Origin of the sequence: Cryobacterium sp. M25 (assembly GCF_002929635.1) — a bacterium.
In the GTDB taxonomy this organism is placed as follows: domain Bacteria; phylum Actinomycetota; class Actinomycetes; order Actinomycetales; family Microbacteriaceae; genus Cryobacterium; species Cryobacterium sandaracinum.
On record NZ_PJJU01000058.1, the window covers coordinates 71,810 to 95,152 of the forward strand.

The 23,343-nt window shown below is 69.2% G+C and carries 21 protein-coding genes; 11 read left to right on the forward strand and 10 right to left on the reverse strand.

All coding sequences use genetic code 11. The annotated features are described in order from the left end of the window. The first annotated feature begins 17 nt into the window (after window positions 1-17). Window positions 18-659: a TetR/AcrR family transcriptional regulator gene (locus CXY81_RS14695; RefSeq protein WP_104195293.1), complete on the forward strand. Its 642-nt coding sequence runs from the start codon at window positions 18-20 to the stop codon at window positions 657-659. Between the two features lie 176 nt (window positions 660-835). Here CXY81_RS14695 and CXY81_RS14700 read toward each other — a convergent pair whose 3' ends face one another. From CXY81_RS14700 to pdhA, 4 genes are all read right to left on the reverse strand, one after another. Next, window positions 836-1,498 carry a VOC family protein gene (locus CXY81_RS14700; RefSeq protein WP_158252076.1) on the reverse strand — a complete coding sequence of 221 codons (663 nt, stop codon included), beginning with the start codon at window positions 1,496-1,498 and terminating at the stop codon, window positions 836-838. A 185-nt stretch (window positions 1,499-1,683) separates the two neighbouring features. Continuing rightward, on the reverse strand, window positions 1,684-3,138 hold the full coding sequence (locus CXY81_RS14705) for a dihydrolipoamide acetyltransferase family protein (protein WP_104195295.1): 1,455 nt from the start codon (window positions 3,136-3,138) through the stop codon (window positions 1,684-1,686). After that, complete coding sequence (locus tag CXY81_RS14710) at window positions 3,135-4,226, reverse strand: alpha-ketoacid dehydrogenase subunit beta (protein ID WP_104195296.1); 1,092 nt, start codon at window positions 4,224-4,226, stop codon at window positions 3,135-3,137. The genes CXY81_RS14705 and CXY81_RS14710 overlap by 4 nt, the downstream gene beginning before the upstream one ends. Next, window positions 4,226-5,335 (reverse strand): pyruvate dehydrogenase (acetyl-transferring) E1 component subunit alpha, encoded by a 1,110-nt coding sequence (pdhA, locus tag CXY81_RS14715; protein WP_104169541.1) that lies wholly within the window; start codon window positions 5,333-5,335, stop codon window positions 4,226-4,228. The genes CXY81_RS14710 and pdhA overlap by 1 nt, the downstream gene beginning before the upstream one ends. A gap of 133 nt (window positions 5,336-5,468) precedes the next feature. Here pdhA and CXY81_RS14720 point away from each other — a divergent pair, with 133 nt between their 5' ends. The 8 genes from CXY81_RS14720 to CXY81_RS14755 all read left to right on the forward strand — a co-directional run bounded on the left by CXY81_RS14720 (window position 5,469) and on the right by CXY81_RS14755 (window position 13,859). Next, window positions 5,469-5,936: an Lrp/AsnC family transcriptional regulator gene (locus tag CXY81_RS14720; RefSeq protein ID WP_104169540.1), complete on the forward strand. Its 468-nt coding sequence runs from the start codon at window positions 5,469-5,471 to the stop codon at window positions 5,934-5,936. Further along, a complete protein-coding gene (locus CXY81_RS14725; RefSeq protein WP_233191416.1) occupies window positions 5,933-6,565 on the forward strand; it encodes an LON peptidase substrate-binding domain-containing protein in 633 nt (210 codons plus the stop codon). The genes CXY81_RS14720 and CXY81_RS14725 overlap by 4 nt, the downstream gene beginning before the upstream one ends. A gap of 75 nt (window positions 6,566-6,640) precedes the next feature. After that, window positions 6,641-7,126 carry an NADH-quinone oxidoreductase subunit B family protein gene (locus CXY81_RS14730; RefSeq protein ID WP_104195297.1) on the forward strand — a complete coding sequence of 162 codons (486 nt, stop codon included), beginning with the start codon at window positions 6,641-6,643 and terminating at the stop codon, window positions 7,124-7,126. Next, window positions 7,123-9,141: a proton-conducting transporter membrane subunit gene (locus tag CXY81_RS14735; RefSeq protein ID WP_104195298.1), complete on the forward strand. Its 2,019-nt coding sequence runs from the start codon at window positions 7,123-7,125 to the stop codon at window positions 9,139-9,141. The genes CXY81_RS14730 and CXY81_RS14735 overlap by 4 nt, the downstream gene beginning before the upstream one ends. Then, window positions 9,138-10,088, forward strand: coding sequence for a respiratory chain complex I subunit 1 family protein (locus tag CXY81_RS14740; RefSeq protein WP_104169537.1), 951 nt, complete (start codon window positions 9,138-9,140; stop codon window positions 10,086-10,088). The genes CXY81_RS14735 and CXY81_RS14740 overlap by 4 nt, the downstream gene beginning before the upstream one ends. 8 nt (window positions 10,089-10,096) lie before the next feature. Continuing rightward, window positions 10,097-10,753: a hypothetical protein gene (locus tag CXY81_RS14745; RefSeq protein WP_104101117.1), complete on the forward strand. Its 657-nt coding sequence runs from the start codon at window positions 10,097-10,099 to the stop codon at window positions 10,751-10,753. Next, the gene (locus CXY81_RS14750; RefSeq protein WP_104195299.1) at window positions 10,753-12,327 is read left to right on the forward strand and encodes a proton-conducting transporter membrane subunit; all 1,575 of its coding nucleotides are present in this window, start codon (window positions 10,753-10,755) and stop codon (window positions 12,325-12,327) included. Before CXY81_RS14745 ends, CXY81_RS14750 begins: the two co-directional genes overlap by 1 nt. Continuing rightward, the gene (locus CXY81_RS14755; RefSeq protein ID WP_104195300.1) at window positions 12,324-13,859 is read left to right on the forward strand and encodes an NADH-quinone oxidoreductase subunit C; all 1,536 of its coding nucleotides are present in this window, start codon (window positions 12,324-12,326) and stop codon (window positions 13,857-13,859) included. Before CXY81_RS14750 ends, CXY81_RS14755 begins: the two co-directional genes overlap by 4 nt. 67 nt (window positions 13,860-13,926) lie before the next feature. Here the strand turns inward: CXY81_RS14755 and CXY81_RS14760 are convergent, their stop codons facing one another. From CXY81_RS14760 to CXY81_RS14785, 6 genes are all read right to left on the reverse strand, one after another. Next, on the reverse strand, window positions 13,927-14,262 hold the full coding sequence (locus CXY81_RS14760) for a metalloregulator ArsR/SmtB family transcription factor (protein WP_104195301.1): 336 nt from the start codon (window positions 14,260-14,262) through the stop codon (window positions 13,927-13,929). A gap of 217 nt (window positions 14,263-14,479) precedes the next feature. Beyond that, window positions 14,480-16,753, reverse strand: coding sequence for a polyribonucleotide nucleotidyltransferase (locus CXY81_RS14765; RefSeq protein WP_104195302.1), 2,274 nt, complete (start codon window positions 16,751-16,753; stop codon window positions 14,480-14,482). Window positions 16,754-17,010: 257 nt separating this feature from the next. Continuing rightward, window positions 17,011-17,988, reverse strand: a complete 978-nt coding sequence (locus CXY81_RS14770) for a dihydroorotate oxidase electron transfer subunit (RefSeq protein ID WP_199183073.1) — start codon at window positions 17,986-17,988, stop codon at window positions 17,011-17,013. After that, entirely contained in the window at window positions 17,988-18,962 is a 975-nt protein-coding gene (locus tag CXY81_RS14775) for a dihydroorotate dehydrogenase (protein ID WP_104195303.1), read from the reverse strand. Before CXY81_RS14775 ends, CXY81_RS14770 begins: the two co-directional genes overlap by 1 nt. A 23-nt stretch (window positions 18,963-18,985) precedes the next feature. Next, complete coding sequence (locus CXY81_RS14780; RefSeq protein WP_104195304.1) at window positions 18,986-20,092, reverse strand: LLM class flavin-dependent oxidoreductase; 1,107 nt, start codon at window positions 20,090-20,092, stop codon at window positions 18,986-18,988. Window positions 20,093-20,136: 44 nt separating this feature from the next. Beyond that, the gene (locus CXY81_RS14785; RefSeq protein WP_233194201.1) at window positions 20,137-21,309 is read right to left on the reverse strand and encodes an ROK family transcriptional regulator; all 1,173 of its coding nucleotides are present in this window, start codon (window positions 21,307-21,309) and stop codon (window positions 20,137-20,139) included. Between the two features lie 207 nt (window positions 21,310-21,516). On the opposite strand from CXY81_RS14785, the gene CXY81_RS14790 reads away from it, so the two are divergent. Both CXY81_RS14790 and CXY81_RS14795 read left to right on the forward strand, forming a co-directional pair. Next, window positions 21,517-22,776, forward strand: coding sequence for an ABC transporter substrate-binding protein (locus CXY81_RS14790; protein WP_233194202.1), 1,260 nt, complete (start codon window positions 21,517-21,519; stop codon window positions 22,774-22,776). 3 nt (window positions 22,777-22,779) lie between these two features. Then, a complete protein-coding gene (locus CXY81_RS14795) occupies window positions 22,780-23,343 on the forward strand; it encodes a carbohydrate ABC transporter permease (protein WP_174843660.1) in 564 nt (187 codons plus the stop codon).

Sequence of the window (23,343 nt, forward strand, 5' to 3'; positions counted from 1 at the left end):
CGTGAACGGAGCACCGAATGGGAGTCCTCCCGTCCTCGCCGACGGCTCGGAGCCAGGCCAAGGCCGACCGGCGGCAGGCACTGCTCGGGGCCGCCGCCACGCTGTTCGCCCGGTCGGGCTACAACGGGGTCTCGATCGAGGACCTCGGCGCGGCCGTCGGCGTGAGCGGACCGGCCGTTTACCGGCACTTCAGCGGCAAGCCGGCCGTGCTGGCCGCGCTGCTGGTGGAGGTCAGCGAGACGCTGGTGGCGGGCGGGCAGGCCGTGGTCGCGGGCGCTCCGGATGCCGCGGGCGCACTCCACGCGCTGGTGCGCTTCCACACGGACTTCGCCCTCTCGCATCCGAACGTCATCCGCGTGCAGGACCGGGACCTGGACAGCCTCGCCGCCCCGGACCGGCACCAGGTGCGCGCCCTGCAGCGCACCTACGTGGAGGTGTGGGTGCGCGTGCTCGGGCAAGTGCACCCCGAGGTTGATGCGCAGCTGCTGCGCATCCGTGCCCAGGCGACGTTCGGACTACTGAACTCGACCCCGCACACGCTGCCGGCGTCGCCGAGCGGCAAGGTGCGGCCGCTGCTCGAGGAGATGGCGCTCGCGGCGCTCGGGGCCGGGGGGCTCGCGGGCGTGGGGCTCGCAGGCGAGGGGCTCGCGCCCGCGTGAGCCGGGCATCCGTCGACGTCGACCGTTGCGGTCAAGGTCGACCGGTGTGTCTGTCGACCTCGACCGGAAGTGTCGATCTCGGCGGGTAGCCGGGGCTTCAGCGGCTCAGTCCACGACCCGTCGACGAGCCATCAGACGAATTAGTCGCGGGCTCAGTCGCCGGCTCAGGAGACGGCTCAGGAGACGGTGGTGCAGACGCAGAGCTCGTTGCCCTCAGGGTCGGCCAGGACCCACCAGTCGGGGGCGTGCTCGTCGGTGAGGAGATCGCCGCCGGCGGCGATGACGTCCTGCACCCGGGACTCGGCGTCGATCGTGGGCAGATACACGTCGAGGTGGATGCGGTTGCGCTCGGTGCGCGCGATATCCATCGTCTGGAACCAGACCCGCGGGCCCTGGCCGTGTGGATCGACGAGTTCGATCTCGCCCTCGCTGTCGACCTCCACGTAGCCGAGACCCACCCGCCAGAACGGCCGGATCGCTCCGGCGTCGGTACAGTCGATCGCCACGTCATAGCGGGCCGGCCGCACCGGCGCACGGTCGGCGCCCTGCGCATCCGCGAGTTCCTGGATGCGCAGCGCAAGCCGCAGGTCGCGGTCGGTCACGCCGCCGGCGTCGTGGGACGAAAGGCAGAAGCCGACGCGGCCGTAGCCGAGCCGCACGTCGGGGTGGTGATTCATCGCATCCGCCGCCTCGGCAACCTGGTCGACCAGGCGCACAGCCGAGGCGAAGTCCCGGGTCGTGAACGAGCCGTGCAGGGCGCCGTCGAGGTGGACGAAGGCTCCGCCGGCGAGCACGGACTCGGTGTCGAGAGGGGTGAGGAGGGTGCCCGGTGATTTCATCCCCCCACTCTGCTGCGCGGTCCGAGCCCCGTCAAGGCGCGCTCGGGGGCATCCCTCGCCGGCCGGCTCCCGCAGGCTGCGAACCAATTCGACGGAGATTTTTGGAAAAATGCCCGTCTTGACCCGCATTTCGGGCTGTGGGAGCAAAATCTCCGGCGAATTCGTTAGAGGCTGACCACTGAATCCTAGAGGAGGGCGAGGGCGCGCGCGGGGTTGGCGAGGATGCCGGCGACATCGGTCAGGAACTGGGCCGCCTGCTCTCCGTCGACGAGACGGTGGTCGAAGGCGACGCTGAGAGTGACCACCTGCCGCAGCGCGACCTCGCCGCGATACTCCCACGGCCGCGGCGCAATCGCTCCCAGCGCGAGGATCACGGCCTCCCCCGGAGGCAGGATCGGCGTGCCCGCATCGATGCCGAACGAGCCAATGTTGGTGATCGAGATCGTGCCGCCGTGCAGGGCGGCCGGGCTGGTCGCTCCCGCCCGGGCGGCGCTGGTCAGCGCGGCGAGCGCGGCGGCGAGGTCGGCGAGAGCCAGCCGGTCGGCATCCGGGATGTTGGGCACGATCAGCCCGCGCGGCGTGGCGGCGGCGATGCCGAGGTTCACGTAGTGGAACTGCACGATCTCGCCGGCCGCCTCGTCCCAGCGGGTGTTGACCTCGGGCGTGCGGGCGACGGCGAGGCAGAGCGCCTTCGCGACCACGGCAAGGACGCCGATGCGCGCGTCGGCGAACCCCCGGTCGCGTTTCAGCGCGTCGATCAGCTCGATCGTCGGCGTCACATCCACGGTCAGGAACTCCGTGGCGTGCGGCGCGGTGAAGGCGCTCTGCACCATGGCGGCGGCGGTCTGCTTGCGCACACTCCGGATCGGGCTGCGGGTTTCCCGGGCACGGGGCACGGATGCCGGGGGCCGGTCATCCGGTTCGGCGCGCCCGAGCTCGAGTCCCGGTTCGTTCGGTGTGTGGCAGACGCCGAGGGCTGCGGGGGCGGCGTACGCCGCCACGTCCTCCCGGATGATGAAGCCCGTCGGACCGGTCCCGGTCACCTGGGTCAGGTCGACGCCCAGTGTGCGAGCCAGCGCGCGCACCGGCGGCGTGGACCGCGGGCGCTCCCCGGTAGCCGGCACCTCCCGAGCCGCGGGTGACGCGGCCGACGTTGAGGCCGGCGCCGACGTCGAGGCCGCGGCCGACGTTGAGGCCGGCGTCGGAGTAGAGACCCCCGCGCGGGCCCGTCGTTGCGGCCGCCCGCCACGCTCGACCGCTGCGCCGTACCCCACGAGCACGGCCAGCCGTTCGGGCTCGCCAGCAGGAGCCGCAGGACCAGCAGGAGCCGCAGGATCCGCAGGAGCCGCAGGAGCCGCATCGGCGGGAGAAGCGGTTGAAGGAACTGAGGGAGGCTCGGCGCCGGCGACCTCGAAGGAGACGATCGGGTCACCCACGTGCACGGTGGTGCCGGGCTGCTGGTGGAGTTCGGCGACCACGCCCGCGAAGGGCGACGGCAACTCGACGACGGCCTTGGCCGTCTCGACCTCGGCGATGAGCTGGTTGAGCGTCACCGTGTCGCCGGGCGCGACCCGCCAGGCAACGATCTCCGATTCGGTCAACCCCTCGCCAAGGTCGGGCAACCTGAAAACCTTGATCATCGTCGTCGTCCCAGCACTCGGTCGACGCCATCGAGCATGCGGTCGAGGTCGGGCAGGTGGTGGCTCTCCAACTTCGCCGCCGGGTACGGGATGTCGAAGCCGGTGACCCGCACCGGTGCGGCCTCGAGGTAGTCGAAGCAGCGCTCGGTGACCTCGGCGATGATCTCGCCACCCAGCCCGCCCGAGCGGGCGGCCTCGTGAGTGACGACGAGCCGGCCGGTTTTGCGAACGGATGCCTCGACGACGACGTAGTCGATGGGCGAGAGCGAGCGCAGGTCGATGACCTCGACCGAGATGCCCTCGTCGGAGGCGGCGAGCGCGGCATCCGTCGCCGTGGTCACCAGCGCTCCGTAGGCAATCAGCGTGACGTCGGTGCCGGCGGCCACGACCCGGGCACTCTCGAAGGGCTCGCCGAGTTGCGGGGTCACCGGGCCGGCAACGTGGTAGCGGCGTTTGGGCTCGAAGAAGAGGACCGGGTCGTCGGAGGCGATCGCCTGGCGGATCAGGCTGTAGGCGTCCTGCGGGTTCGAGACCGCGATCACGCGCAGGCCCGAGGTGTGCGTGAAGTAGGCCTCGGGCGATTCGGAGTGGTGCTCGGCGGCGCCGATGCCGCCGCCGAACGGCACCCGGATGGTGATGGGCATGCGCAGGGCCCCCTGGGTGCGGTAGTGGAACCGGGCCACCTGGCTGACGATCTGGTCGAATCCGGGGAAGATGAAGCCGTCGAACTGGATCTCGCAGACCGGGCGGTAGCCGCGGTACGCCAGCCCCACCGCGGTGCCGATGATGGCGGACTCGGCCAGTGGGGTGTCGACGACCCGGTTCGGCCCGAACTCGGCGAGCAGGTCGCTGGTCACCCGGAACACGCCGCCGAGGGCGCCGATATCCTCGCCGAGGAGCACCACCTTCGGGTCGTCGAGCATGGACTGGCGCAGCCCGGCGTTGATCGCCTTGGCCAGGGTCAGGGTCTTCGTGTCCGTCAGCGCCGCCTCGATCGGCGACACCGGCGTCACAGGCACCGGCGCAGGCACCGGCGTCGAGCCGTTCGCGCGTGTAGCCGGAGCACTCCGGATGGTTTCGATTGACATCAGACCTTCCCTCCGGTCGGCTCGAAGCTCGCCAGGTAGGCCGCGTACTCCGCACGCTGGCGGTCGACCCCGGCGTGCGGGGTGGCGTAGACGTTGGCGAGCACGGTCAACGGCTCCGGGTCAGGCAGGCCGATGCAGCCGGCGCGCAGCTCGGCGGCCGTGGCGTCGGCCAGTGCCTGGGTCTCGGACTCCAGCTCGGGGGTGAACAGGCCGAGAGAGTCGAGCAGCCGTCGCAGTCGCAGGATCGGGTCTTTCTTCGCCCACTCCTCGAGTTCGGCTGCCGGCCGGTAGCGAGTGGGGTCATCCGCGGTCGTGTGCGGGCCCATCCGGTAGGTGACGGCTTCGATGAAGGTGGGGCCTCCCCCGGTGCGGGCCCGGTTCAGGGCCAGCCGGGTCGCGGCCATCACGGCCAGGATGTCGTTGCCGTCGATTCGGAGGCTGGGAATGCCGAACCCGGGGGCCCGGCCGGCGATGCCGAAGCGGGTCTGCAGTCCGACCGGCTCGGAGATGGCCCAGTGGTTGTTCTGGCAGAAGAAGACCACCGGCGCCTGAAAGCTCGCCGCGAACACGAGCGCCTCGCTGACGTCGCCCTCGCTGGTCGCGCCGTCGCCGAAGTAGGCCACGGCCACCGAGTCCGCGCCGTCGAACACGGCTCCCATCGCCCAGCCCGTGGCGTGCAGGGTCTGCGCCCCGATGATGATGCTGGGCGTCGCCATTCGGTACACCAGCGGGTCCCAGCCGGATTGCGCGGTGCCGCGCCACACCCGGAGGATGTCGGTGGGCGCTACGCCCCGGCACCAGGCGACGGCGTTCTCACGGTAGCTGGAGAAGACGAAGTCGTCGGCGCGGAGCGCGCGGCCCGAGCCGATCTGCGCGGCCTCCTGGCCGAGCAACGGCGGCCAGAGCCCCAGCTCTCCCTGACGCTGCAGCGCCGTGGCCTCGGCGTCGATGCGGCGCACCACCACCATGTCCTGGTAAAGCGCCGCGAGGTCGGCCCCGGTCACCTCCGCGACCCAGGGATCCAGATCGGCGTCGGCCAGCCGCTTCCCCTCGGGGCTCAGCAGCTGCAGAAGAATGTCGGGGGTCTCCCCAGTGTGGACAGTGTGCATCAGATGCGCTCCCAGCGTCGTTGCCGAAGTTGTTGAGAGCGTACGATTCCGCGACACGGAGCACAACCATGACAATGAATTTTGAGCAATTTGCCCTATTCATGGGGCACCCTGCCTGCTACCGTCGAGCAGTATGCACAGTCTGGACAAAGTCGACTTACAGTTGCTCCGCGCTCTGTGCGCCGAACCGCGCAGCACGTTCGTGGCGCTCGCCCAGCAGCTGCGCCTCTCCCGCAACACGGTGCAGGCGCGCATGGCCAGGCTTGAGGAGTCGAACGCGTTCCTCTCCTTCGACCGCCGCATCAACCCGGTCGCGCTGGGCTATCCGCTGACGGCCTTCATCGAGGTGCACGTGCAGCAGAAACGCCTCGCCCAGATCGTGGCCGAGCTCGCCCGCATTCCGGAAATCGTGCAGGCGCACGGCATGAGCGGGGCGACCGACATCCTGGTGCGCGTGGTGTGTGCGGATGCCGACGACCTGTTCCGCATCGACGGCACCATCCTCGCCTGCGAGGGTGTCGATCGCACCGAGACGTCCCTGGCCATGGGCGAGCTGATCCCCTACCGGATCACCCCACTGCTGGAGCGCACCCGCCCATGACCGCGCTGCCGGTGACGTCCCTGCCGATGTTCCCGCTCGGGTCGGTGCTGTTCCCCTATATGCCGCTGCAGCTGCGGGTGTTCGAGGACCGCTACCTGGTCATGCTGTCGCGCATCCTCAAGGAGGAGCCGGCCGAGTTCGGCGTGGTGCTGATCGAACGCGGCCAGGAGGTCGGCGGCGGCGAGCGGCGGTTCCACTACGGGACCGTGGCCCAGATCACCGAACTCGAGGCCTCCGAGGGATTCGTCGGGGTGACCGCCCAGGGCGAACGCCGGGTCGAGGTCATCGACTGGCTGACCGAAGACCCGCACCCCCAGGCCACGGTGCGCGACCTTGCCGAGCTGGACTGGGACGACGACCTGCTGCCACTGCGGGACCGGGCCGAGCAGGCCGTGCGACGCGCCCTGGCCCTCGCAAGCGAATTCGCCGACCAGCTCTGGCCCTCGACGGTGGAGCTGTCCCGGGATCCGACGGCGGCCGCCTGGCAGATCGCCGGCATCGCCCCGCTGGGCCCGCTGGACCAGATCGAACTGCTGCGGTCCACCTCGATGGAGCAGCTCCTCACGGCGGTGATCGAGTACACCCAGGAAGCCGTGGACTCCCTCAGCGCGCCCTGGCCCGAAGAATAACCCCAATCTATTTGATAAATTCATCATATAGGTATATAAAGAAGTAATGATGTATCGTGCCACACGGAGCCTGAGTTGAGCGTCAAACGACTCCTGAACCTCATCCGAACCAGTGGCCGCATCGCCGAATCGGCCCCACCGGCCCCGGCCCTGTTCCCCGGCGCCGAGGTCTTCGGCGGCAGCGTGCAGGTGCGCTTCATCAACGCCGGCAGCTGCAACGACTGCGCGATGGAGGTGCAGAGCGCGTTCGGCCCGGTCTACGACGTCGAACGCTACGGCATCCGTCTGGTCGCGTCGCCGCGTCACGCCGACGTGCTCGTGATCACGGGTGCCGTGACCCGCAACCTGATCGAGCCGATGCGCCGCACCATTGACGCCACGCCGACCCCCCGCTTCGTGATCGCGGTCGGCGACTGCGCCTTCACCGGCGGCGTCTTCGCCGAGGGTTACGGCGTGGCCGGGCCGGTGTCGGACTTCGTGCACGTCGACCTGTCCGTGCCGGGCAACCCGCCCGAGCCGGCCGTCATCGTCGAAGCACTGCGCCGGATGACCGGTCGATGACCGCCCTCGAAGCCGGCATGCTCGGCCAGACCCTGCTGCTCGTGGTCGCCGTCGCCGCGGCCCTGCTCACACCCACTTCATGGCGCTCGCGGGTCAGCGGATTTTTCTGCACCCTGCTCGCCGTGGCCGGCGTCGTCACCGGTGCGATCGCGCTCTCCGGCGGCACCGGGTCGCTGAGCATCCCCACCGCCCTGCCGATGGACCCGCTCGTGCTCTCCCCCGACCGCCTCGGCGGACTGGTCATGGTGGTCGTCTCCGTCGTCGGCGTGCTCGCCTCCCTGTTCGGGATCGGCTCGGCCCGCGTGGCCTCGGCCTCGCGCACCTCGTGGCTGTCGATGGCCGTGTTCCTCTCCGGCATGCAGCTCGTGCCGGCCGCAACCGACGTGGTGTCGTTCCTGCTGTTCTTAGAGATCATGACGCTCGGCTCCACGGCGCTACTGCTGGCCCACCACGCCACCCGCGGCACGGTCGCCTCCGCCCTGGTCTGGTACTCGGCGATGTCGCAGCTGAGCTTCTTCTTCGTGCTGGCCGGCTTCGCCATGCTCGCCGGCCTGGCCGGCGGCACCGGGTTCGCCGACCTCGCCACCATCGATCCCTTCACCTGGCAGGCGAGCGTGGCCTTCCTGCTGCTGCTGCTCGGCTTCGGCGGCAAGGCTGAGCTCGTGCCCCTGCACGTCTGGGTTCCGCGGGTGCTGCCCGAGGCCCCCGGCCACGTCGCCGCAGCGATGAGCGGCGCGATGGTCAACATCGGCGTCTACGGCGCACTCCTCGTCGTCGTACGGCTGCTGCCGAACGGCCCGGCCTGGTGGGGAGTGCTGATCATGGTGCTCGGCGGGGTGTCCGCGCTCTACGGGATTCTGCAGGCCTCCGTGGCGAGCAACCTCAAGGTGCTGCTGGCCTACTCCACGACCGAGAACATGGGGCTGGTGTTCCTGGGGCTCGGGGCATCCGTTTTGCTGCGCGCCGACAACGCAGCTGCCGCGGCCGACGCGGCCCTTGTCGCCGCCCTGCTGCTGATGCTCAGCCACGCCGCGTTCAAGTCCACCCTGTTCCTCGGGGCCGGCGCCGTGGCCCGCGCGGCCGGCGAGATGAATCTCGACCGGCTCGGCGGCCTCGGCAGCCGGATGCCCTGGACCGCCGCCGCGTTCGGCGGGGCCGCCATGGGCGCCGCGGCCCTGCCCGTCACGAGCGGGTTCGTCGCCGAGTGGATGCTGCTGCAGGCTCTGATCCACGGTTCACGGGTCGACGGGGAGGTCGTCTCCGTCGCGGCCTCCGTGGCCATGCCACTCGCGGTCGCCGTGATCGCCCTGACCGCCGGGCTGGCCCTGCTCACCTTCGTCAAGGCCTACGGGATCGCCTTCCTGGCCCGCCCGCGCTCCCGGAAGGCCGCACTGGCCGACGAGGTGCCCGTCATCATGCGCATCCCGCTCGTGCTCGGCGCCCTCCTCGTGGTCGGGCTCGGCCTGCTACCGGGCCCGCTCGCCGTGGCCATCGGCTCGGCCGTGGGCCCGGCGTTCACCCCCGACGTGCGCACCATCGGCCTCGCCGGCCTGGACGCCCGCGGCATCGACGCCGTACTCGACCCCACCACCTTCATCGTGCTGGCCGGCCTGCTGCTCGCGCCCGTGCTGATCACGCTGTTCATTTCCGCCCGGCGCCACCCCACCCGTACCTCGCCGCTCCCCTGGGCCGGCGGCGGGTCACGGCTGCGGCCGCGGATGCAGTACACGGCCACCTCGTATGCCGAGCCGCTGGTGCGCGTCTTCGACGACGTGCTCCGGCCCACCCGCGACGTGGAGGTCACCCACGTGGGTGAATCCCGCTACCTGGTGGAACGCGTCCACGTGGAACAGACCGTGTCCGACGTGGTCGAGACCCGGCTCTACCGCCCGGTGCTGAACCTCATGCAACGGTTCGGCATTCTGGCCCGGCGCGCGCAGAACGGCAGTATCCATCGCTACCTGTCCTATTCCTTCGTCGCCCTGCTTTCCGTTCTGATCGTGGTGTCCCTGTGACCGGCTCCGCGGCGATCATCATCGCCCTGGTTCAGCTGGTGCTGTTCGTGTTCCTCGCCCCCCTCCTGATCGGCGTGATCCGCCAGGTGCGGGCCCTCCTCGAAGGCCGGGCCGGTTCCGGCATCTGGCAGCCGTGGCGCGATGTGCGCAAGCTCCTGGCGAAGAACCCGGTGCGCGCCGCCGACAGCAGCTGGATGCTCGCGGCCGGTCCGGTCACCCTCCTGGTCTCCAGCCTGCTGCTCTGCGCACTGCTGCCGCTGGTCGGCACCCTGCCGCTGCCGCTCATCCCCAGCGACCTGTTCGTGATCGTCTCCATCATGCTGGTCGGCGTGGTGGCCCTGGCCCTGGTCGGCCTCGACGCCGGCACCGCGTTCGGCGGAATGGGTTCCAGCCGTCACATGACCGTCGCCGCTCTGGTCGAGCCGACCCTGCTGCTCGCGGTCTACGCGCTCTCCATCCCGGCCGGCACCTCCACCCTCTCGCTGATCGTGGAGACCCGGCTCCTGAATCCGGCCGTGATCATCTCCCCGGTCAGCCTGCTGGCCATGGTCGCCCTGGCCATCGCCATCATGGCCGAGACCAGCCGTCTGCCGGTCGACAACCCGTCGACCCACCTCGAAGTGACCATGCTGCACGAGGCCATGGTGCTCGAGGCCTCCGGCCGCGACCTGGTCTGGCTCGAACTCGGCTCCTGGCTCAAGCTGGCCGCCCTGCTCGGCCTGCTCAGCAACCTGATCGTGCCATGGGGAATCATGACCGACTTCTCGGTGCTCGGCGTGATAGTCGGCGTGGGCACCGTCACCGTGAAAATCCTGCTGCTGGGCGTTGTGCTCAGCGTGGGTGAGGTCTTCCTGGCCAAGGCGCGGCTGTTCCGCGTGCCCGAGCTGCTGGCGGGGTCGTTCGCCCTCGGCCTGCTGGCTGTCACCGCTTCCTACCTGGTCGCTTAGGAGCATCCGTGTTCACCACCATTTACCCGCAGCTGATCGGTCTCTGCACCGGCACCCTGCTGCTCACCAGCGCCCTGATGGTCTGGCGGCACTCGCTGCTGGCGTCGATCCGGCTGCTCAGCGTGCAGGGCTTCGCGCTGGCCGCGCTGGTCGCCGTGATCGGCCTGGAGGAGGGCGAGGTCGAGGTGATCCTCGTCTCGCTGCTCGTGCTTCTGGTCAAGGGTATGGGCCTGCCGTGGGTGCTCGCCCGCGAGACCCACGCCACCACGCGAACGGATGAGGCGCCGCGCCTCAACCCGACGGCGGCCCTGCTGACCGTGGCGCTTCTGACCATCCTCAGCTACGTCGTGGCCAGTCGGGTGCTCGCCGGCGACATCAGCATCTCGGCCCACGCGGCTCCGATCGGCCTGGCCATGGTGCTGATCGGTTTCCTGCTGCTGGTCACCCGCCGGCAGGCCGGATCACAGCTGATCGGCTTCCTCGTGCTCGACAACGGCATCGCCACCGTCGCGTTCCTGACCTCGGGCGGTGTGCCGCTATTCCTCGAGCTCGGCATCTCCCTCGACGTGCTGCTGGTCGTCGTCATCCTCTACGTCTTCGCCGGCCGTATGCGCACCAAGTTCGGCAACACCGAGATCGATCAGCTCAGAAAGTTGCACGACTGATGTCATTCGCCCTCTGGACCCCTCTGGTCATTCCGGCCCTCCTCGCCGTACTGAGCCTCGGCGTGCCCTCCCCCGCACTACGCCGGCTCAGCCCCGTCGCCTCCAGCGTCGCCGTGCTCATCTCGGGCCTGCTCCTGGTGAGCGTCGTGCTCGCGGACGAAGTTCCCACACTGGGCGGCGGGCTGCTCCGCGCCGACGCGCTCAGCGCCTACATGCTCACCGTGGTCGGCGCCGTCGGGCTTGTCTCCACCTGGGGCGGGCTCGGCCACGCCACGGCCGAGCCCGCGCGGTTCGCCGGCTCCTACGACGCCCTGATCTCGATCTTCCTGGCCGCAATGAGCCTCGCGGTGCTCGCCGACAACATCGGCCTGATGTGGGCCGCGGTCGAGGCCACCACCATCGCCACGGCCTTCCTGGTCGGCCACCACCGCACCCCCCGATCGCTGGAAGCCGCCTGGAAGTACGTCATCCTCGGCTCCGTCGGCGTGGCCATCGCCCTGCTCGGCATCGTGCTCATCTACGCCGCCTCGCGCGGCACGGGCGAGGCAACCCTGTCCTGGCTCGTGCTCAGCCAGGCCGGCCTGCCACTCGACCCCGCGCTGATCCGAGCCGGCGGCGCCCTCGCCGTGCTCGGCTTCGCCACCAAGGCCGGGCTCGCCCCCATGCACAGCTGGCTGCCCGACGCGCACAGCCAGGCGCCCGCACCCGTCTCCGGGCTCATGTCCGGCGTCCTGCTCGCGGTCGCCCTCTACGCCATCCTGCGTATCCAGACCATCACCGACGCCGTGATCGGGCCGGACTTCCTGCGCATCATGCTCAGCGTCGGCGGGCTGCTCTCCCTCTTCGTGGCGGCGGCGCTTCTGATCCGCCAGCGCGACTTCAAACGGATGCTGGCCTACTCCAGTATCGAGCACATGGGCATGATGGCCGTCGGCGCGGCCATCGGCCCGGCGGCCCTGCCGGCCGTGCTGCTGTACGTGCTCGGCCACGGGCTGACCAAGGCCACCCTGTTCGTGATCTCGGGCCGCATCCTCGAGGTCGAGGGCACTCCGAAGATCGACGACGTGCGCGCCCTGCTCGTGCGGCGGCCGGGGCTGGCCGTGCCCTGGCTGATCGCCATGGCCGCTCTGATCGGGTTCCCCCCGTTCAGCATCTTCTTTTCCGAGGTCGGCATCATCGTGGCCGGCTTTTCCACCGGCCTGGGCGTGGTGGTCGGCATCGCCCTGGTACTGCTGCTCGTCATCTTCGCCAGCCTCACCCGGTTGACGGTGGCCATGACGATCGGGGCGCCTGCGGCCACGGCCGTCCTGGTCGTCCCGGCTGCGGCCGTCCCGGCTGCGGGGGCCGCGGCATCCGTCACCGGAGCCGTCCCGGTCTCCGTTCCGAGCGCAACCGTCACCCTGGCGGACGCCGAGCCGCACCCGGACGACCCCCTCGTGCCGGACCGGTCGGGGCACGGGCCGATGCTTCCGCTCATCCTCGCCCTGGGCACCACCGCGGTGGTGGCCTTCATAGCGGAGCCGGTCGGCACACTCCTGACGCGTGCGGCCGAGGTTCTGGGAGGAATCCAATGACGACCCCGAATCCGGTGCGAGCCGCCACCGCCGAGGTGCGCACGCTCACGCGCGACGAACTCCGGGGCGAAGCCGCCGCCTTGCTGACCGATGGAAACCGGCTCGCGCTGGTCGCGTGCCACGACGACGGCGACCGGCTGCGCGTGGTCTACTCCTTCGTCGCCGTCTTCCCCCGGCGCCAGATCGACCTCGTCGTGCCCGTCCCCTATGACGACGCCTGGATTCCGAGTCTGGCCGACCTCTCGTTCCCGGCCGGCAACTTCGAGCGCGGCATCCGCGACCTGTTCGGCGTGCGGCCGGCGAACCACCCTCAGCCCCACCGGTTGGTGCGCCACGGCCACTGGCCCCGCGGCTGGTACCCGATGCGGAAGGACGCCACGGCCACCCCCGAATTCGAACCCGACGTCGAGTCGTTCCCGTTCGTGGAGGTCGAGGGCCCCGGGGTCTACGAGATCGCCGTCGGCCCCATCCACGCCGGCATCATCGACCCCGGCCACTTCCGCTTCTCCGTGGTCGGCGAGACCATCGTGCGGATGGAAGCCCGCCAGTGGTACATGCACCGCGGCGTCGAGCGGCTCTTCGAGGGTCGTCTGCCTGCGGACGGCATCGATATGGCCGAGCAGATCGCCGGCGACACCGTCATCGGCCACACGCTGGCCTACACGATGGCGATCGAGGCGGCCTCCGGCATCGAGATCTCCGAGCCCGACCGTCTGCTGCGCGCCCTGCTGCTCGAACTCGAACGCCTCTACAACCACGTCTCCGACCTCGGTTCGCTGGCCAACGACGTGGGGTTCGGTGTCGTGAACTCGCACACTCAGCGGCTTCGCGAAACACTACTGCGCATCAACAAGACCGTCACCGGCCACCGCTTCCTGCGCGGGGCGCTGTCGGTGGGCGGGGTACGCGTTCTCGCCCTGCCGGATTCCGCCGCCCTCCGCGGCGTCGCCGCCGACGTTCAGGAGATCATCGCGATCACCCTCGGGCACGCGATCGTGCGGGACCGGTTCACCGGCACGGCCCCGCTGCCCACCAGCCAGGCCGAGGCCATGGGCACGCTGGGCTATGTGGCGCGGGCATCCGGTGTCGACGCCGACGCCCGCCGCGACCATCCCTTCGTCGATCTGGGTGAGCACTTCCACGTGGTCACCGACACCGGCGGCGACGTGCTCAGCCGCTACCGGGTGCGCGCGGGCGAGTTCGAGGTGTCCATTGCGGTGGCGATCGACCTCATCGCCCGGCTCGGCGCGCACCATGGTGGTGCGGCCGCGGCGTCGTCTCCGGTGGCGGCGACGACGGATGCGGCGACGACGGGTGCGGCGAGCGGCCTTGCCCTCGTCGAGGGCTGGCGCGGAACCATCTGCCACCGGGTCGAACTGGGGCCAGACGGCGCCATCACGCGGCTGAAGGTCGTCGACCCGTCCTACTTCAACTGGCCTGCGCTGCCGGTGGCCCTGTCCGAGACGATCGTGCCGGACTTCCCCCTCGTGAACAAGAGCTTCAACCAGTCCTACGCCGGCAACGACCTCTAGCGGCGCGTCCGCTATAGCCCGGTGTCGAACCAATTCGTCCGGGACGGAGCAGGGCCTAGGGCTCGGGCTACTGCGAGTCCTGCTCGATGGTGCGGAGCAGGGCGTGGGAGTCTTCAAGGCTGGACACCAGCATCCGTTTGGAGATGGCCAGGAGCTCGGCGACACCCGGGTCCCGCAGACCGTAAAAGATGGTGTTGCCCTCTCGTCGGGTGGCGACAACGCCGGCGCGGCGCAGGACCCCCAGCTGCTGGGACAGGTTCGACAGTTCGGCGCCGAGCACCTCGGCGAGGCTGCCGACCGAGCGTTCCCCGCCGGCCAACTGCTCCAGAACCTGCACCCGCAACGGATGCCCGAGAGCCTTGAAGAGGTCAGACTTCAATTGGGCCATGGGTAGTCCGGTCATCGACACAGTCTGATCATATCGCTAACCTGTAATACTTTCAAATAGGTGCTGGTCTTGAGCCGCGGGGGACGGGATCGGCCGCCGGATCGGGAACACGCGAGACATCGGGGCGGGCGCTCGACCACCGCGGGATGCAAAAAGCCCGCCCTGCCGGAGCAGGACGGGCTTTCCGTCTAGCCGACTAACCTGGCGAGAGGTTGTCGGTAGACCTAGCGGACTACGCCTCGGTCGGAACCGGTGCGTCCTCGGTGCCGGCCTCAGCCGACTCGTCGAGGACCGGGGCGAGCGAGAGCTTGCCACGGTCGTCAATCTTGGTGATCTCCACGAGGACCTTCTGGCCCACGCCGAGCACGTCTTCGACGTTCTCAACCCGCTTGCCACCGGCGAGCTTGCGCACCTCACTGATGTGCAGCAGGCCGTCCTTGCCGGGGAGCAGGGAGACGAATGCGCCGAACGCGGCGATCTTGACGACGGTTCCGAGGAACTGCTCGCCGATCTCCGGGTTGGTCGGGTTCGCGACGGCGTTGACCATGGCGCGAGCGGCCTCGGCCGACGGTCCGTCAACGGCGCCGATGTACACCGTGCCGTCTTCCTCGATGGAGATGTCGGCACCGGTCTGGTCCTGGATCGAGTTGATCATCTTGCCCTTCGGGCCGATCAGCTCGCCGATCTTGTCGACCGGGATCTGGACGCTGATCACGCGGGGCGCGGTCGGTGCCATCTCGTCGGGACGGTCGATGGCGGCGTTCAGCACGGCCAGGATGGTCGCGCGAGCGTCCTTGGCCTGGGTGAGCGCGCCGGCGAGAACGGATGCCGGGATGCCGTCGAGCTTCGTGTCGAGCTGGATCGCGGTGACGAACTCGCTCGTGCCGGCGACCTTGAAGTCCATGTCGCCGAGGGCATCTTCGGCGCCGAGGATGTCGGTGAGAGCCGCGTAGCGGGTCTTGCCGTCAACGGTGTCGGAGATGAGGCCCATGGCGATGCCGGCGACAGGTGCGCGCAGCGGCACACCGGCGTTGAGCAGTGACAGGGTCGAGGCACAGACGGAACCCATCGAGGTGGATCCGTTGGAGCTGAGCGCCTCGGAGACCTGACGGATGGCGTAGGGGAATTCCTCGCGCGTCGGCAGCACGGGGACCAGGGCACGCTCAGCGAGCGCTCCGTGGCCGATCTCGCGGCGCTTCGGCGTTCCGACGCGGCCGGTTTCACCGGTCGAGTAGGGCGGGAAATTGTAGTTGTGCATGTAGCGCTTCTTGGTGACCGGGCTCAAGGAGTCGATCGTCTGCTCGAGCTTGAGCATGTTCAGCGTGGTGACACCCAGAATCTGGGTCTCGCCGCGCTGGAAGATCGCGGAACCGTGCACGCGCGGGATGATGGCCACCTCGGCGTCGAGCGGGCGGATGTCCGCGAGCCCACGGCCGTCGATGCGGATGCCCTCGTTGAGAACGCGCGAGCGCACGACGAGCTTGGTGACCGACTTGTACGCGGCGGAAACCTGGTTGTTCGCGCTGGCGTCGAGTTCGCCGGCGGCGACCTTGGCCGCGATGGCCTCCTTGACAGATGCCTTGAGCGCGTCATCCGCATTCTGGCGCTCGATCTTGTCGGCAATCTGGTAGACGGCCTTCAACTGGTCGTACGCGAGAGCGGCGACGGCGTCGTAGGTGGCCGGCTGGTAGGACGGGAACACCGGGTAGGCGCCGGTCGGCTTGGCGGCCGAGGCGGCAACCTTCTGCTGCGCCTCGATGAGCTGCTTGATGAAGGGCTTCGAGGCTTCGATGCCCTCGGCGATGACCTCTTCGTTCGGCTTGATGGCGCCGCCCTTGATGAGGTCCCAGGCGTTGTCGGTGGCTTCGGCCTCGATCATCATGATCGCGACGTCCTGCGCGCCGTTGGCGTCGGTCACCACGCGACCGGCGACGACCATGCTGAACACGGCGTCGACGATCTGCGAGTGCTTCGGGAAGGCAACCCACTGGCCGGAGCCGTTCTCGTCGGGGATGAGGGCGACGCGAACGCCACCGATCGGGCCCGAGAAGGGGAGGCCGGCAAGCTGGGTCGACATCGAGGCCGCGTTGATCGCGAGCACGTCGTAGTACTCGTCCGGCGCGATGGCCAGAACGGTGACGACAACCTGGATCTCGTTGCGGAGTCCGTCGACGAAGGACGGGCGCAGCGGCCGGTCGATCAGACGGCAGGTGAGGATGGCCTCGGTCGACGGGCGACCTTCGCGACGGAAGAAGCTGCCCGGGATGCGTCCGGCGGCGTACATGCGCTCTTCGACGTCAATGGTGAGGGGGAAGAAGTCGAAGTTTTCCTTCGGCTGCCTGCTGGCGCTCGTGGCGGAGAGAAGCATGGTCTCTTCGTCGATGTAGGCGGCGGCAGAGCCCTGCGCCTGCTGGGCGAGACGCCCGGTTTCGAAACGGATGGTGCGTGTGCCGTACTTGCCGTTATCGATAACGGTTTCGGCGAACGTGATTTCTGGACCCTCCATATGGGGGTTCTCTCCTTTGGTTTTTGCTTCTCGCCATTCTGGCGATGAAGACTCGTTTGCCCGTATGGCGCGCGAGCTGGACGCAGAGAAGAAGGGTGCGAGAGCTGGCCACCAGTAGAAATTCACCAACTGCGGATGTTGCCGGCAAGTTGGGAAACCACCACCGAGGACCAGCGCGCTGCCGGTCTGCTCCGTACTGAGCGTGATTCTGCGTGGCCAATCTGAGGATTAACCTCCTCAAGCCTAACAGAAGACGTTCAGCCTGCTGGTTTCCCGCGCCCGGCCGCGGCCCGGTCCGGCAGCACGGCGTCGAACACCGGGCCGTCGACGCAGACCAGCGGCCCCTCGACGGCGGGATCCGTGGCGACGGGCGCGGCGCATCCGTGGCAGTAGCCGAGGCCGCAGGCCATGTGAGCCTCCAGCGAGACCTGCACCGGCGCGCCCCACTCGGCGCCGAGATCGGCGGCGAGGCGGGCGAGAACTCCGGCGCCGCAGGCCAGGATGACGTCGGGCGGGGCCCAGGCGAAAAGCCCGCGCAGCCGTTCGCCGAGCGCCGGCAGCGCGCTCGAGCCGTCGTCGTCGGTGACGGGGATGGCCGTGGCGCCCAGCTCGGCGCAGTCGGCCAGGCCGATCAGGTTGGCCGGCGACCTCCCGCTGAGCACGACCGTGGCGGCGATGCCGAGCCGGGCGGCGTCTTCGACCGAGCCCATGATGGCGCAGACGCCGACACCGCGGCCGATCATCAGGGCCGTGCGGGGCGCCTCTGGACCAGTCTCAGTCGGGAGGGCGGCATCCGGGAACTCGAAGCCGCGGCCCAGCGGGCCGGTGACCAGGAGGCTCTCGCCCACGAGTACGTCGGTGAGCGCGGTGGTGCCGCGGCCGGCCGAGCCGTAGATGACCTCCACGGTGCCCTGGTCGGGGTGGCGGCGGTGGATGGCCATCGGGCGTGGGAGCAGGATGCGCTCCCCGCCTGTGGGGGGCACGGTGATCATCAGGAACTGTCCGGCGAGGGCGGTCGTCGCAATGGTGTCGGTGGCCAGTACGAGCCGGCGGTACCGCTCTCCCACGACCTCGTGCACGAGAACGCGGGCGTCGTCCCAGACCGGGTCGGGCCGAGGCATCCGTTCGGGCGGGCGCACCGCGATGAGGCCGTCCAGCGCGGCCTCGTCGGCCGCGGCGAACGCCTGCTGGCGGCGCAGGGCGGCGAGGGCCCCGAGGGCGGTCGTAACGGTCATCAGGCCCTCCACAATTCGATCAGTTCGGTGATGTCGGCCGCGGCGACGCCCTCGCAGCGCTCCTGCAGGGCGCGAACGATTTCGACCATGGCGAACGGGCGTCCGAAGCTGGCCGTGCCGACCTGCACGGCGCGGGCGCCGACCGAGAAGTAGTCGAGGGCGTCGTCGGCGATTTCGATCCCGCCGCAGGCGATCACCGGGATGTCGACCGCTCGGGAGGCCAGCCAGACCAACCGCAGCACGATCGGGCGGATATTCGGGCCGGACAGACCGCCAATCACGTTGCCGAGAATGGGGCTCCGCGTAGCAGCCGTGAGCGGCAGCGCCGGGATCGAGTTGGCCACGCAGACGGCGTCGGCGCCGGCCGCCTCAGCGGCCTGGGCACAGTCCGCGATCGAAGAGACGAGCACCGGCAGCTTGACGATCAGGGGCTTGTCGGTCTCCAGGCGCACAGCATGCACGACCTTCCCGATGGCGTCGGGATCGGAGCCGATGTCGGTGCCGTGGCGGTCGAGGTTCGGACAGGACACGTTGAGCTCGTAGGCGTCGCCCGCGCCCCGCAGGCCCCGCACGACGGGGGCGTACTCGCCCGAACGGTGCCCGCCGACGCTGACGATCACGGGCACGCCGAGCGCCAGGTAGAGCGGGTGTTGCGACGCCAGGTAGCCGGCGGCCCCGCGGCTCGGGATGCCGACACTGTTGACCATCCCGGCCCGGAACTCGGTCAGCCGGTGCGCCGCGTTGCCGCCGCGCGGGGTGCCGAACACGGTCTTGGTGACCACGGCGCCAAGCTCGGCGACCGGGATCAAGCGTCCGAGCGAAGGCCCGAAGCAGCCCGAGGCCGGCATGACCGGGTTGGCGAGGGTGAGGCTGCCGATTCGCACGGAGAGGTCGACCGCCACGGAGGCGGCGGGACGGGCGTCGAAGAAGGCGCGGCGCGCATCCATTGATGGCTGAGGCGGCGCGATGGTCATGGTGTCTGCTTCCGCGGGAGAGGTCACGGGCGGGCGACGGATGCCGCGAGCCGACTTATCGCGGCGTCGGCCTTCAGCGAGGCGTGCGTGGGTGCGTCGGGAACGTGGGCGGGCCGGTTCACGGCCAGCTCCGTGCGGAGCACGGGCACCACCTCGCCGCCGAGGATGTCGAGCTGATCGAGCACGGTTTTCAACGGCAGTCCGGCGTGGTCGATCAGGAAGAGCTGACGCTGGTAGTCGCCGAAGTAGTCGCGCATGCCGGCGTAGCGGTCGATGATCTGCTGCGGGCTGCCGACGGTCAGCGGCGTCTGCTCGGTGAACTCCTCGAGGCTCGGGCCGTGGCCGTAGACCGGGGCGTTGTCGAAGTAGGGCCGGAATTCGTCGACGGCGTCCTGCGAGTTCGTGCGCATATAGACCTGCCCGCCGAGGCCCACAATGGCCTGGTCGGCTCGACCGTGGCCGTAGTGCTCGAACCGGGCCCGGTAGAGCCCGATCAGCTTGAGGTAGTGCTCCCTGGGCCAAAAGATGTTGTTGGCGAAGAAGCCGTCACCGTAGAACGCGGCCTGCTCGGCGATCTCCGGGCTGCGGATGCTGGCGTGCCAGACGAACGGCGGCACCCCGTCGAGCGGGCGCGGCGTCGACTGGAACCCCTGCAGCGGGGTGCGGAACTGGCCCTCCCAGTCCACGACGTCCTCGCGCCACAACCGGCGCAGCAGCGCGTAGTTCTCCAGCGCCAGCGGGATGCCCTGGCGCACGTCCTGGCCGAACCACGGGTAGACCGGGCCGGTGTTGCCGCGACCGAGCATCAGGTCGACCCGCCCACCGGAGAGGTGCTGGAGCATGGCGAAGTCTTCGGCGATCTTGACCGGGTCGTTCGTCGTGATCAATGTCGTGGCCGTGGAGAGGATGATGCGCTCGGTCTTCGCGGCGATGTAGCCGAGCAGCGTCGTCGGCGACGAGGGCACGAAGGGCGGGTTGTGGTGCTCGCCGGCGGCGAAGACGTCGAGGCCGACCTCTTCGGCCTTCTCGGCGATGGCGACCATGGCCGTGATGCGCTCGTGCTCGGTGGGGGTGTGGCCCGTCGTGGGGTTGACCGTGAGGTCACCGACGGTGAAGATCCCGAATTCCATGTGCAGCCTCCCACTCGCGCGGCGCGCAGCGCGCATGGACGATTCTATTCGCTGGCGGCAGCGGCCAATCGGCCGAGCGAGCGCTGGATGGCAACAGCCGCGGCCCCGCGGGCCCAGGAGGAGACCCCGCTGTCGTCAACGACGATCGTCAGCGGTGTCGCATCCGGGTCGCGGTCGGCGCGGGCAGCGGCGATGACCTCCTCGGATGCCAGCGCCCACAGTGGCATCCCCTCGCCGGAGAGCACGATCGTGTCGAGCATCCCGATATTGGCGATCACCGCGATCAATCGGCCCAGTCCGCGACCGGTGGCGGTGACGACGGATGCCGCAGCCCGGTTCCCCTCCACCGCGAGCCGGAGCACCTCGTCGTAGTCGACCTCGCGGCCGAGGGCCACGCTGACCTGGGCAGAAACGCTCTGGCTCGTGAGCATTGCCTGCGAGCAGCCGCGGTGTCCTTCCGGGCAGAGCGGCCCGTTCGGGTCGAGCGGGATGTGCCCACCGAGGCCCAGGCCGCTGTCGGCCGTCACGATCACCTGGTCGTTGACGACCAGTCCGTAACCGACGCCGACGCCGATGGTCAGAACCGCGAAGGTCGGGGCACCCCGGACCGCTCCGAACCACTGCTCGGCGGAGGTGAGCGCGACGACATCGTTCTCGATCGTGACCGGAATTCCGAGCAGTCGCTCGAGCCGCGTGGCCAGGTCCACGTCGTGCCAGCCCAGGAACGGCGCCCGGGTCACGACCCGGGCGTCGGTGACATGCCCACCCACGCAGACGCCGAGCGCCGACAGCCCATCCGGGCCGCCGAGCTCGCGCACGACCTCGTCGATTCGGGCCACAACGTGCTCGACAGTGTGATCGGCGAGCACCCGCCGGGCCGAGCCCACCTCGTTGGCCCGCAGGTCGGTGAGCACCGCGAAGACGTCGTCGCCGGTGAGTTTCACCCCGACGAACCGACTGGCATCCACCCGGACGTCCAAGGGCCGGGCCGGGCGCCCGACGGTTCCGTCGCGGTCTTCGCTGCCCTCGACGAACAGGCCACAATCGAGAAACGGCTTGCTCAACCGCGTCAGGCTGGCCGGTGACAGTCCCAGGCGACGGCCGAGGTCGCTGCGGGAGATCGGGCCGTGGATGAGCACGGCTCGCGCGAGTTCCCGGGAGGTCTCGCTCACTGTCGACGCCGCATCCGTGGTCATATCCGCTCCCTGAGGTGCCATTTATTCCATAGTGGCATGAATGCTCTGGCCCTAGCAGACTTTTCATCCCGCGAGAGCGGCAATTGTCGTCCTATTCTTTTTGCCGTAGAAAGATTCATGCAGCGACATGACGGCCTAAGGAGCCCCGCAATGACGGATACAACGACGTACCAGACACCCGCCCGGCGACGCCACCGGTCGAGGAGGTTGCGGACGCTCCGGCGACCCGTGGCACTCCTCCTGGCCGGTACGCTCGGGCTCGGCGCCCTCAGCGGCTGCGCCCCGGGTCAGAGCGACGTCGTCACCCTCGACTTCTTCCAGTTCAAGTCCGAGGCCATCGCGGACTTCGACGGCATCATCGCCGATTTCGAGGCAGAGAACCCCGACATCCGGGTGACCCAGAACGCCGTCCCCGATGCGGACACCGCCATCCGCACCCTGCTGGTCAAGAACAAGGTGCCCGATGTGATCAGTCTGAACGGATCAGGGAACTTCGGCCAGCTGGCGCGGGCCGGTGTCTTCCACGACTTCAGTGACGACCCCGTTCTCGACCGGATCAACCCGGCCGTTCAGGACATCGTCGGGGCCCTCGGCTCCTACGAGAACGAGGTGAATGCCCTCGGCTTCGCGAACAACGGCAACGGCGTTCTCTACAACCGTGACATCTTCGCCGCGCAGGGCATCGAGATCCCCACCACCTGGGACGAGCTGATCGCCGCCTGCGACACGCTCCAGGCGGCCGGTATCGCCCCGTTCTACGGCACCGCGGCCGACGCATGGACGGTGCAATCCTCCCTGAACGGTATCGGCGCCCAACTCGGCGGCGACGATTTCTTCCCCGATCTCCGCGCGGAGGGTGAGGAGGTGGGTCCCGACTCGGCCGTCTCGTTCGCGAAGAACTACGACGAGACGTTCGAGAAGCTGCAGACGCTGTATTCCTACGCGCTGGACGGCTACCTCGGCCGCACGTACGAAGACGGCAACCTGGCTTTCGCGAACGGCGAATCGGCCATGCTGATGCAGGGGATCTGGGCCCTCAGCCCGATCCTGGCCAACAACCCCGACATCAGCGTCGGCGGTTTCCCCTACCCTGTGACGGATGACCCGGCCGACATCGAGCTCGTCTCCGGTGTCGACGTGGCCATTGCCATCGGCCGCGACACACCGCGCCTCGCCGAAGCCCGACTTTTCGTGGACTTCCTCTTCCAGGAGGAGGTGCAGAACTCCTTCGCAGCCTCACAGAACATGTTCTCGACGGCCCGGGACGCGGCCGAGAGCACCAACCCGGCCCTGGCGGAACTGCAACCGTACTTCCAGGCCGGCCGGATCACCGGTTTCGTCGATCACCAGATCCCGGCGAGCATCCCGCTCGGGCCCATCGTTCAGCAGTTCCTGACCGACGAGAACAGCGCGAAAGCGCTGGCCACCCTCGACAACGAATGGCGCAAGGTCGCGTCACGCACCACCTCGACACGAAGCGGAGACTAACTGATGGCTACTTCCGTCCTGACCCGGCCCCGGCCGGAGCAGACGCCCCGAGCGTCGCGGCCGAGCACGGCGCGGCGACGCGTCGGCGCCACCCCGCGCGCCTTCTACTGGATGGTCGTCCCCGCGGTCGCCGTCTTCGCGCTGCTGCACACCGTCCCGGTACTCATCGGCATCTTCTTCTCCTTCACCAACTACGCAGGCTTCGGCTCGTGGGACTTCGTCGGGTTCGGCAACTTCATCGCCCTGTTCCAGGACGACCGGGTACTGAAGGCCTATGGCTTCACCTTCGGCTTCGCCATCGTCGCCACCATCCTCACCAACGTGATCTCGCTGGCCATCGCGGTCGGACTCAACGCGAAGATCGCGTTCCAGTCCACCTTTCGCGGCATCTTCTTCATCCCCTACGTGCTGGCGATCCTGGTCGTCGGGTACGTCTTCCAGTATTTCTTCGCCAATTCGCTCCCCCGGATCCTGTCGAACGTCCCGGTGTTCCGTGACAACATCCTCACCAACCCGGACTGGGCGTGGACGGCCATCCCGCCAACGCGGTGCTGTTCGTCATCGTGA

What these genes read in the sequence shown, in the direction of transcription:
- CXY81_RS14760 (WP_104195301.1), bottom strand. Translation starts at nt 14,262, where the DNA reads ATGACCGGACTACCCATGGCCCAATTGAAGTCTGACCTCTTCAAGGCT.
- CXY81_RS14735 (WP_104195298.1), top strand. Translation starts at nt 7,123, where the DNA reads ATGACCGCCCTCGAAGCCGGCATGCTCGGCCAGACCCTGCTGCTCGTG.
- CXY81_RS14780 (WP_104195304.1), bottom strand. Translation starts at nt 20,092, where the DNA reads ATGGAATTCGGGATCTTCACCGTCGGTGACCTCACGGTCAACCCCACG.
- CXY81_RS14765 (WP_104195302.1), bottom strand. Translation starts at nt 16,753, where the DNA reads ATGGAGGGTCCAGAAATCACGTTCGCCGAAACCGTTATCGATAACGGC.
- CXY81_RS14695 (WP_104195293.1), top strand. Translation starts at nt 18, where the DNA reads ATGGGAGTCCTCCCGTCCTCGCCGACGGCTCGGAGCCAGGCCAAGGCC.
- CXY81_RS14775 (WP_104195303.1), bottom strand. Translation starts at nt 18,962, where the DNA reads ATGACCATCGCGCCGCCTCAGCCATCAATGGATGCGCGCCGCGCCTTC.
- CXY81_RS14700 (WP_158252076.1), bottom strand. Translation starts at nt 1,498, where the DNA reads ATGAAATCACCGGGCACCCTCCTCACCCCTCTCGACACCGAGTCCGTG.
- CXY81_RS14795 (WP_174843660.1), top strand. Translation starts at nt 22,780, where the DNA reads ATGGCTACTTCCGTCCTGACCCGGCCCCGGCCGGAGCAGACGCCCCGA.
- CXY81_RS14710 (WP_104195296.1), bottom strand. Translation starts at nt 4,226, where the DNA reads ATGTCAATCGAAACCATCCGGAGTGCTCCGGCTACACGCGCGAACGGC.
- CXY81_RS14785 (WP_233194201.1), bottom strand. Translation starts at nt 21,309, where the DNA reads ATGGCACCTCAGGGAGCGGATATGACCACGGATGCGGCGTCGACAGTG.
- CXY81_RS14725 (WP_233191416.1), top strand. Translation starts at nt 5,933, where the DNA reads ATGACCGCGCTGCCGGTGACGTCCCTGCCGATGTTCCCGCTCGGGTCG.
- CXY81_RS14720 (WP_104169540.1), top strand. Translation starts at nt 5,469, where the DNA reads ATGCACAGTCTGGACAAAGTCGACTTACAGTTGCTCCGCGCTCTGTGC.
- pdhA (WP_104169541.1), bottom strand. Translation starts at nt 5,335, where the DNA reads ATGCACACTGTCCACACTGGGGAGACCCCCGACATTCTTCTGCAGCTG.
- CXY81_RS14750 (WP_104195299.1), top strand. Translation starts at nt 10,753, where the DNA reads ATGTCATTCGCCCTCTGGACCCCTCTGGTCATTCCGGCCCTCCTCGCC.
- CXY81_RS14755 (WP_104195300.1), top strand. Translation starts at nt 12,324, where the DNA reads ATGACGACCCCGAATCCGGTGCGAGCCGCCACCGCCGAGGTGCGCACG.
- CXY81_RS14705 (WP_104195295.1), bottom strand. Translation starts at nt 3,138, where the DNA reads ATGATCAAGGTTTTCAGGTTGCCCGACCTTGGCGAGGGGTTGACCGAA.
- CXY81_RS14770 (WP_199183073.1), bottom strand. Translation starts at nt 17,988, where the DNA reads ATGACCGTTACGACCGCCCTCGGGGCCCTCGCCGCCCTGCGCCGCCAG.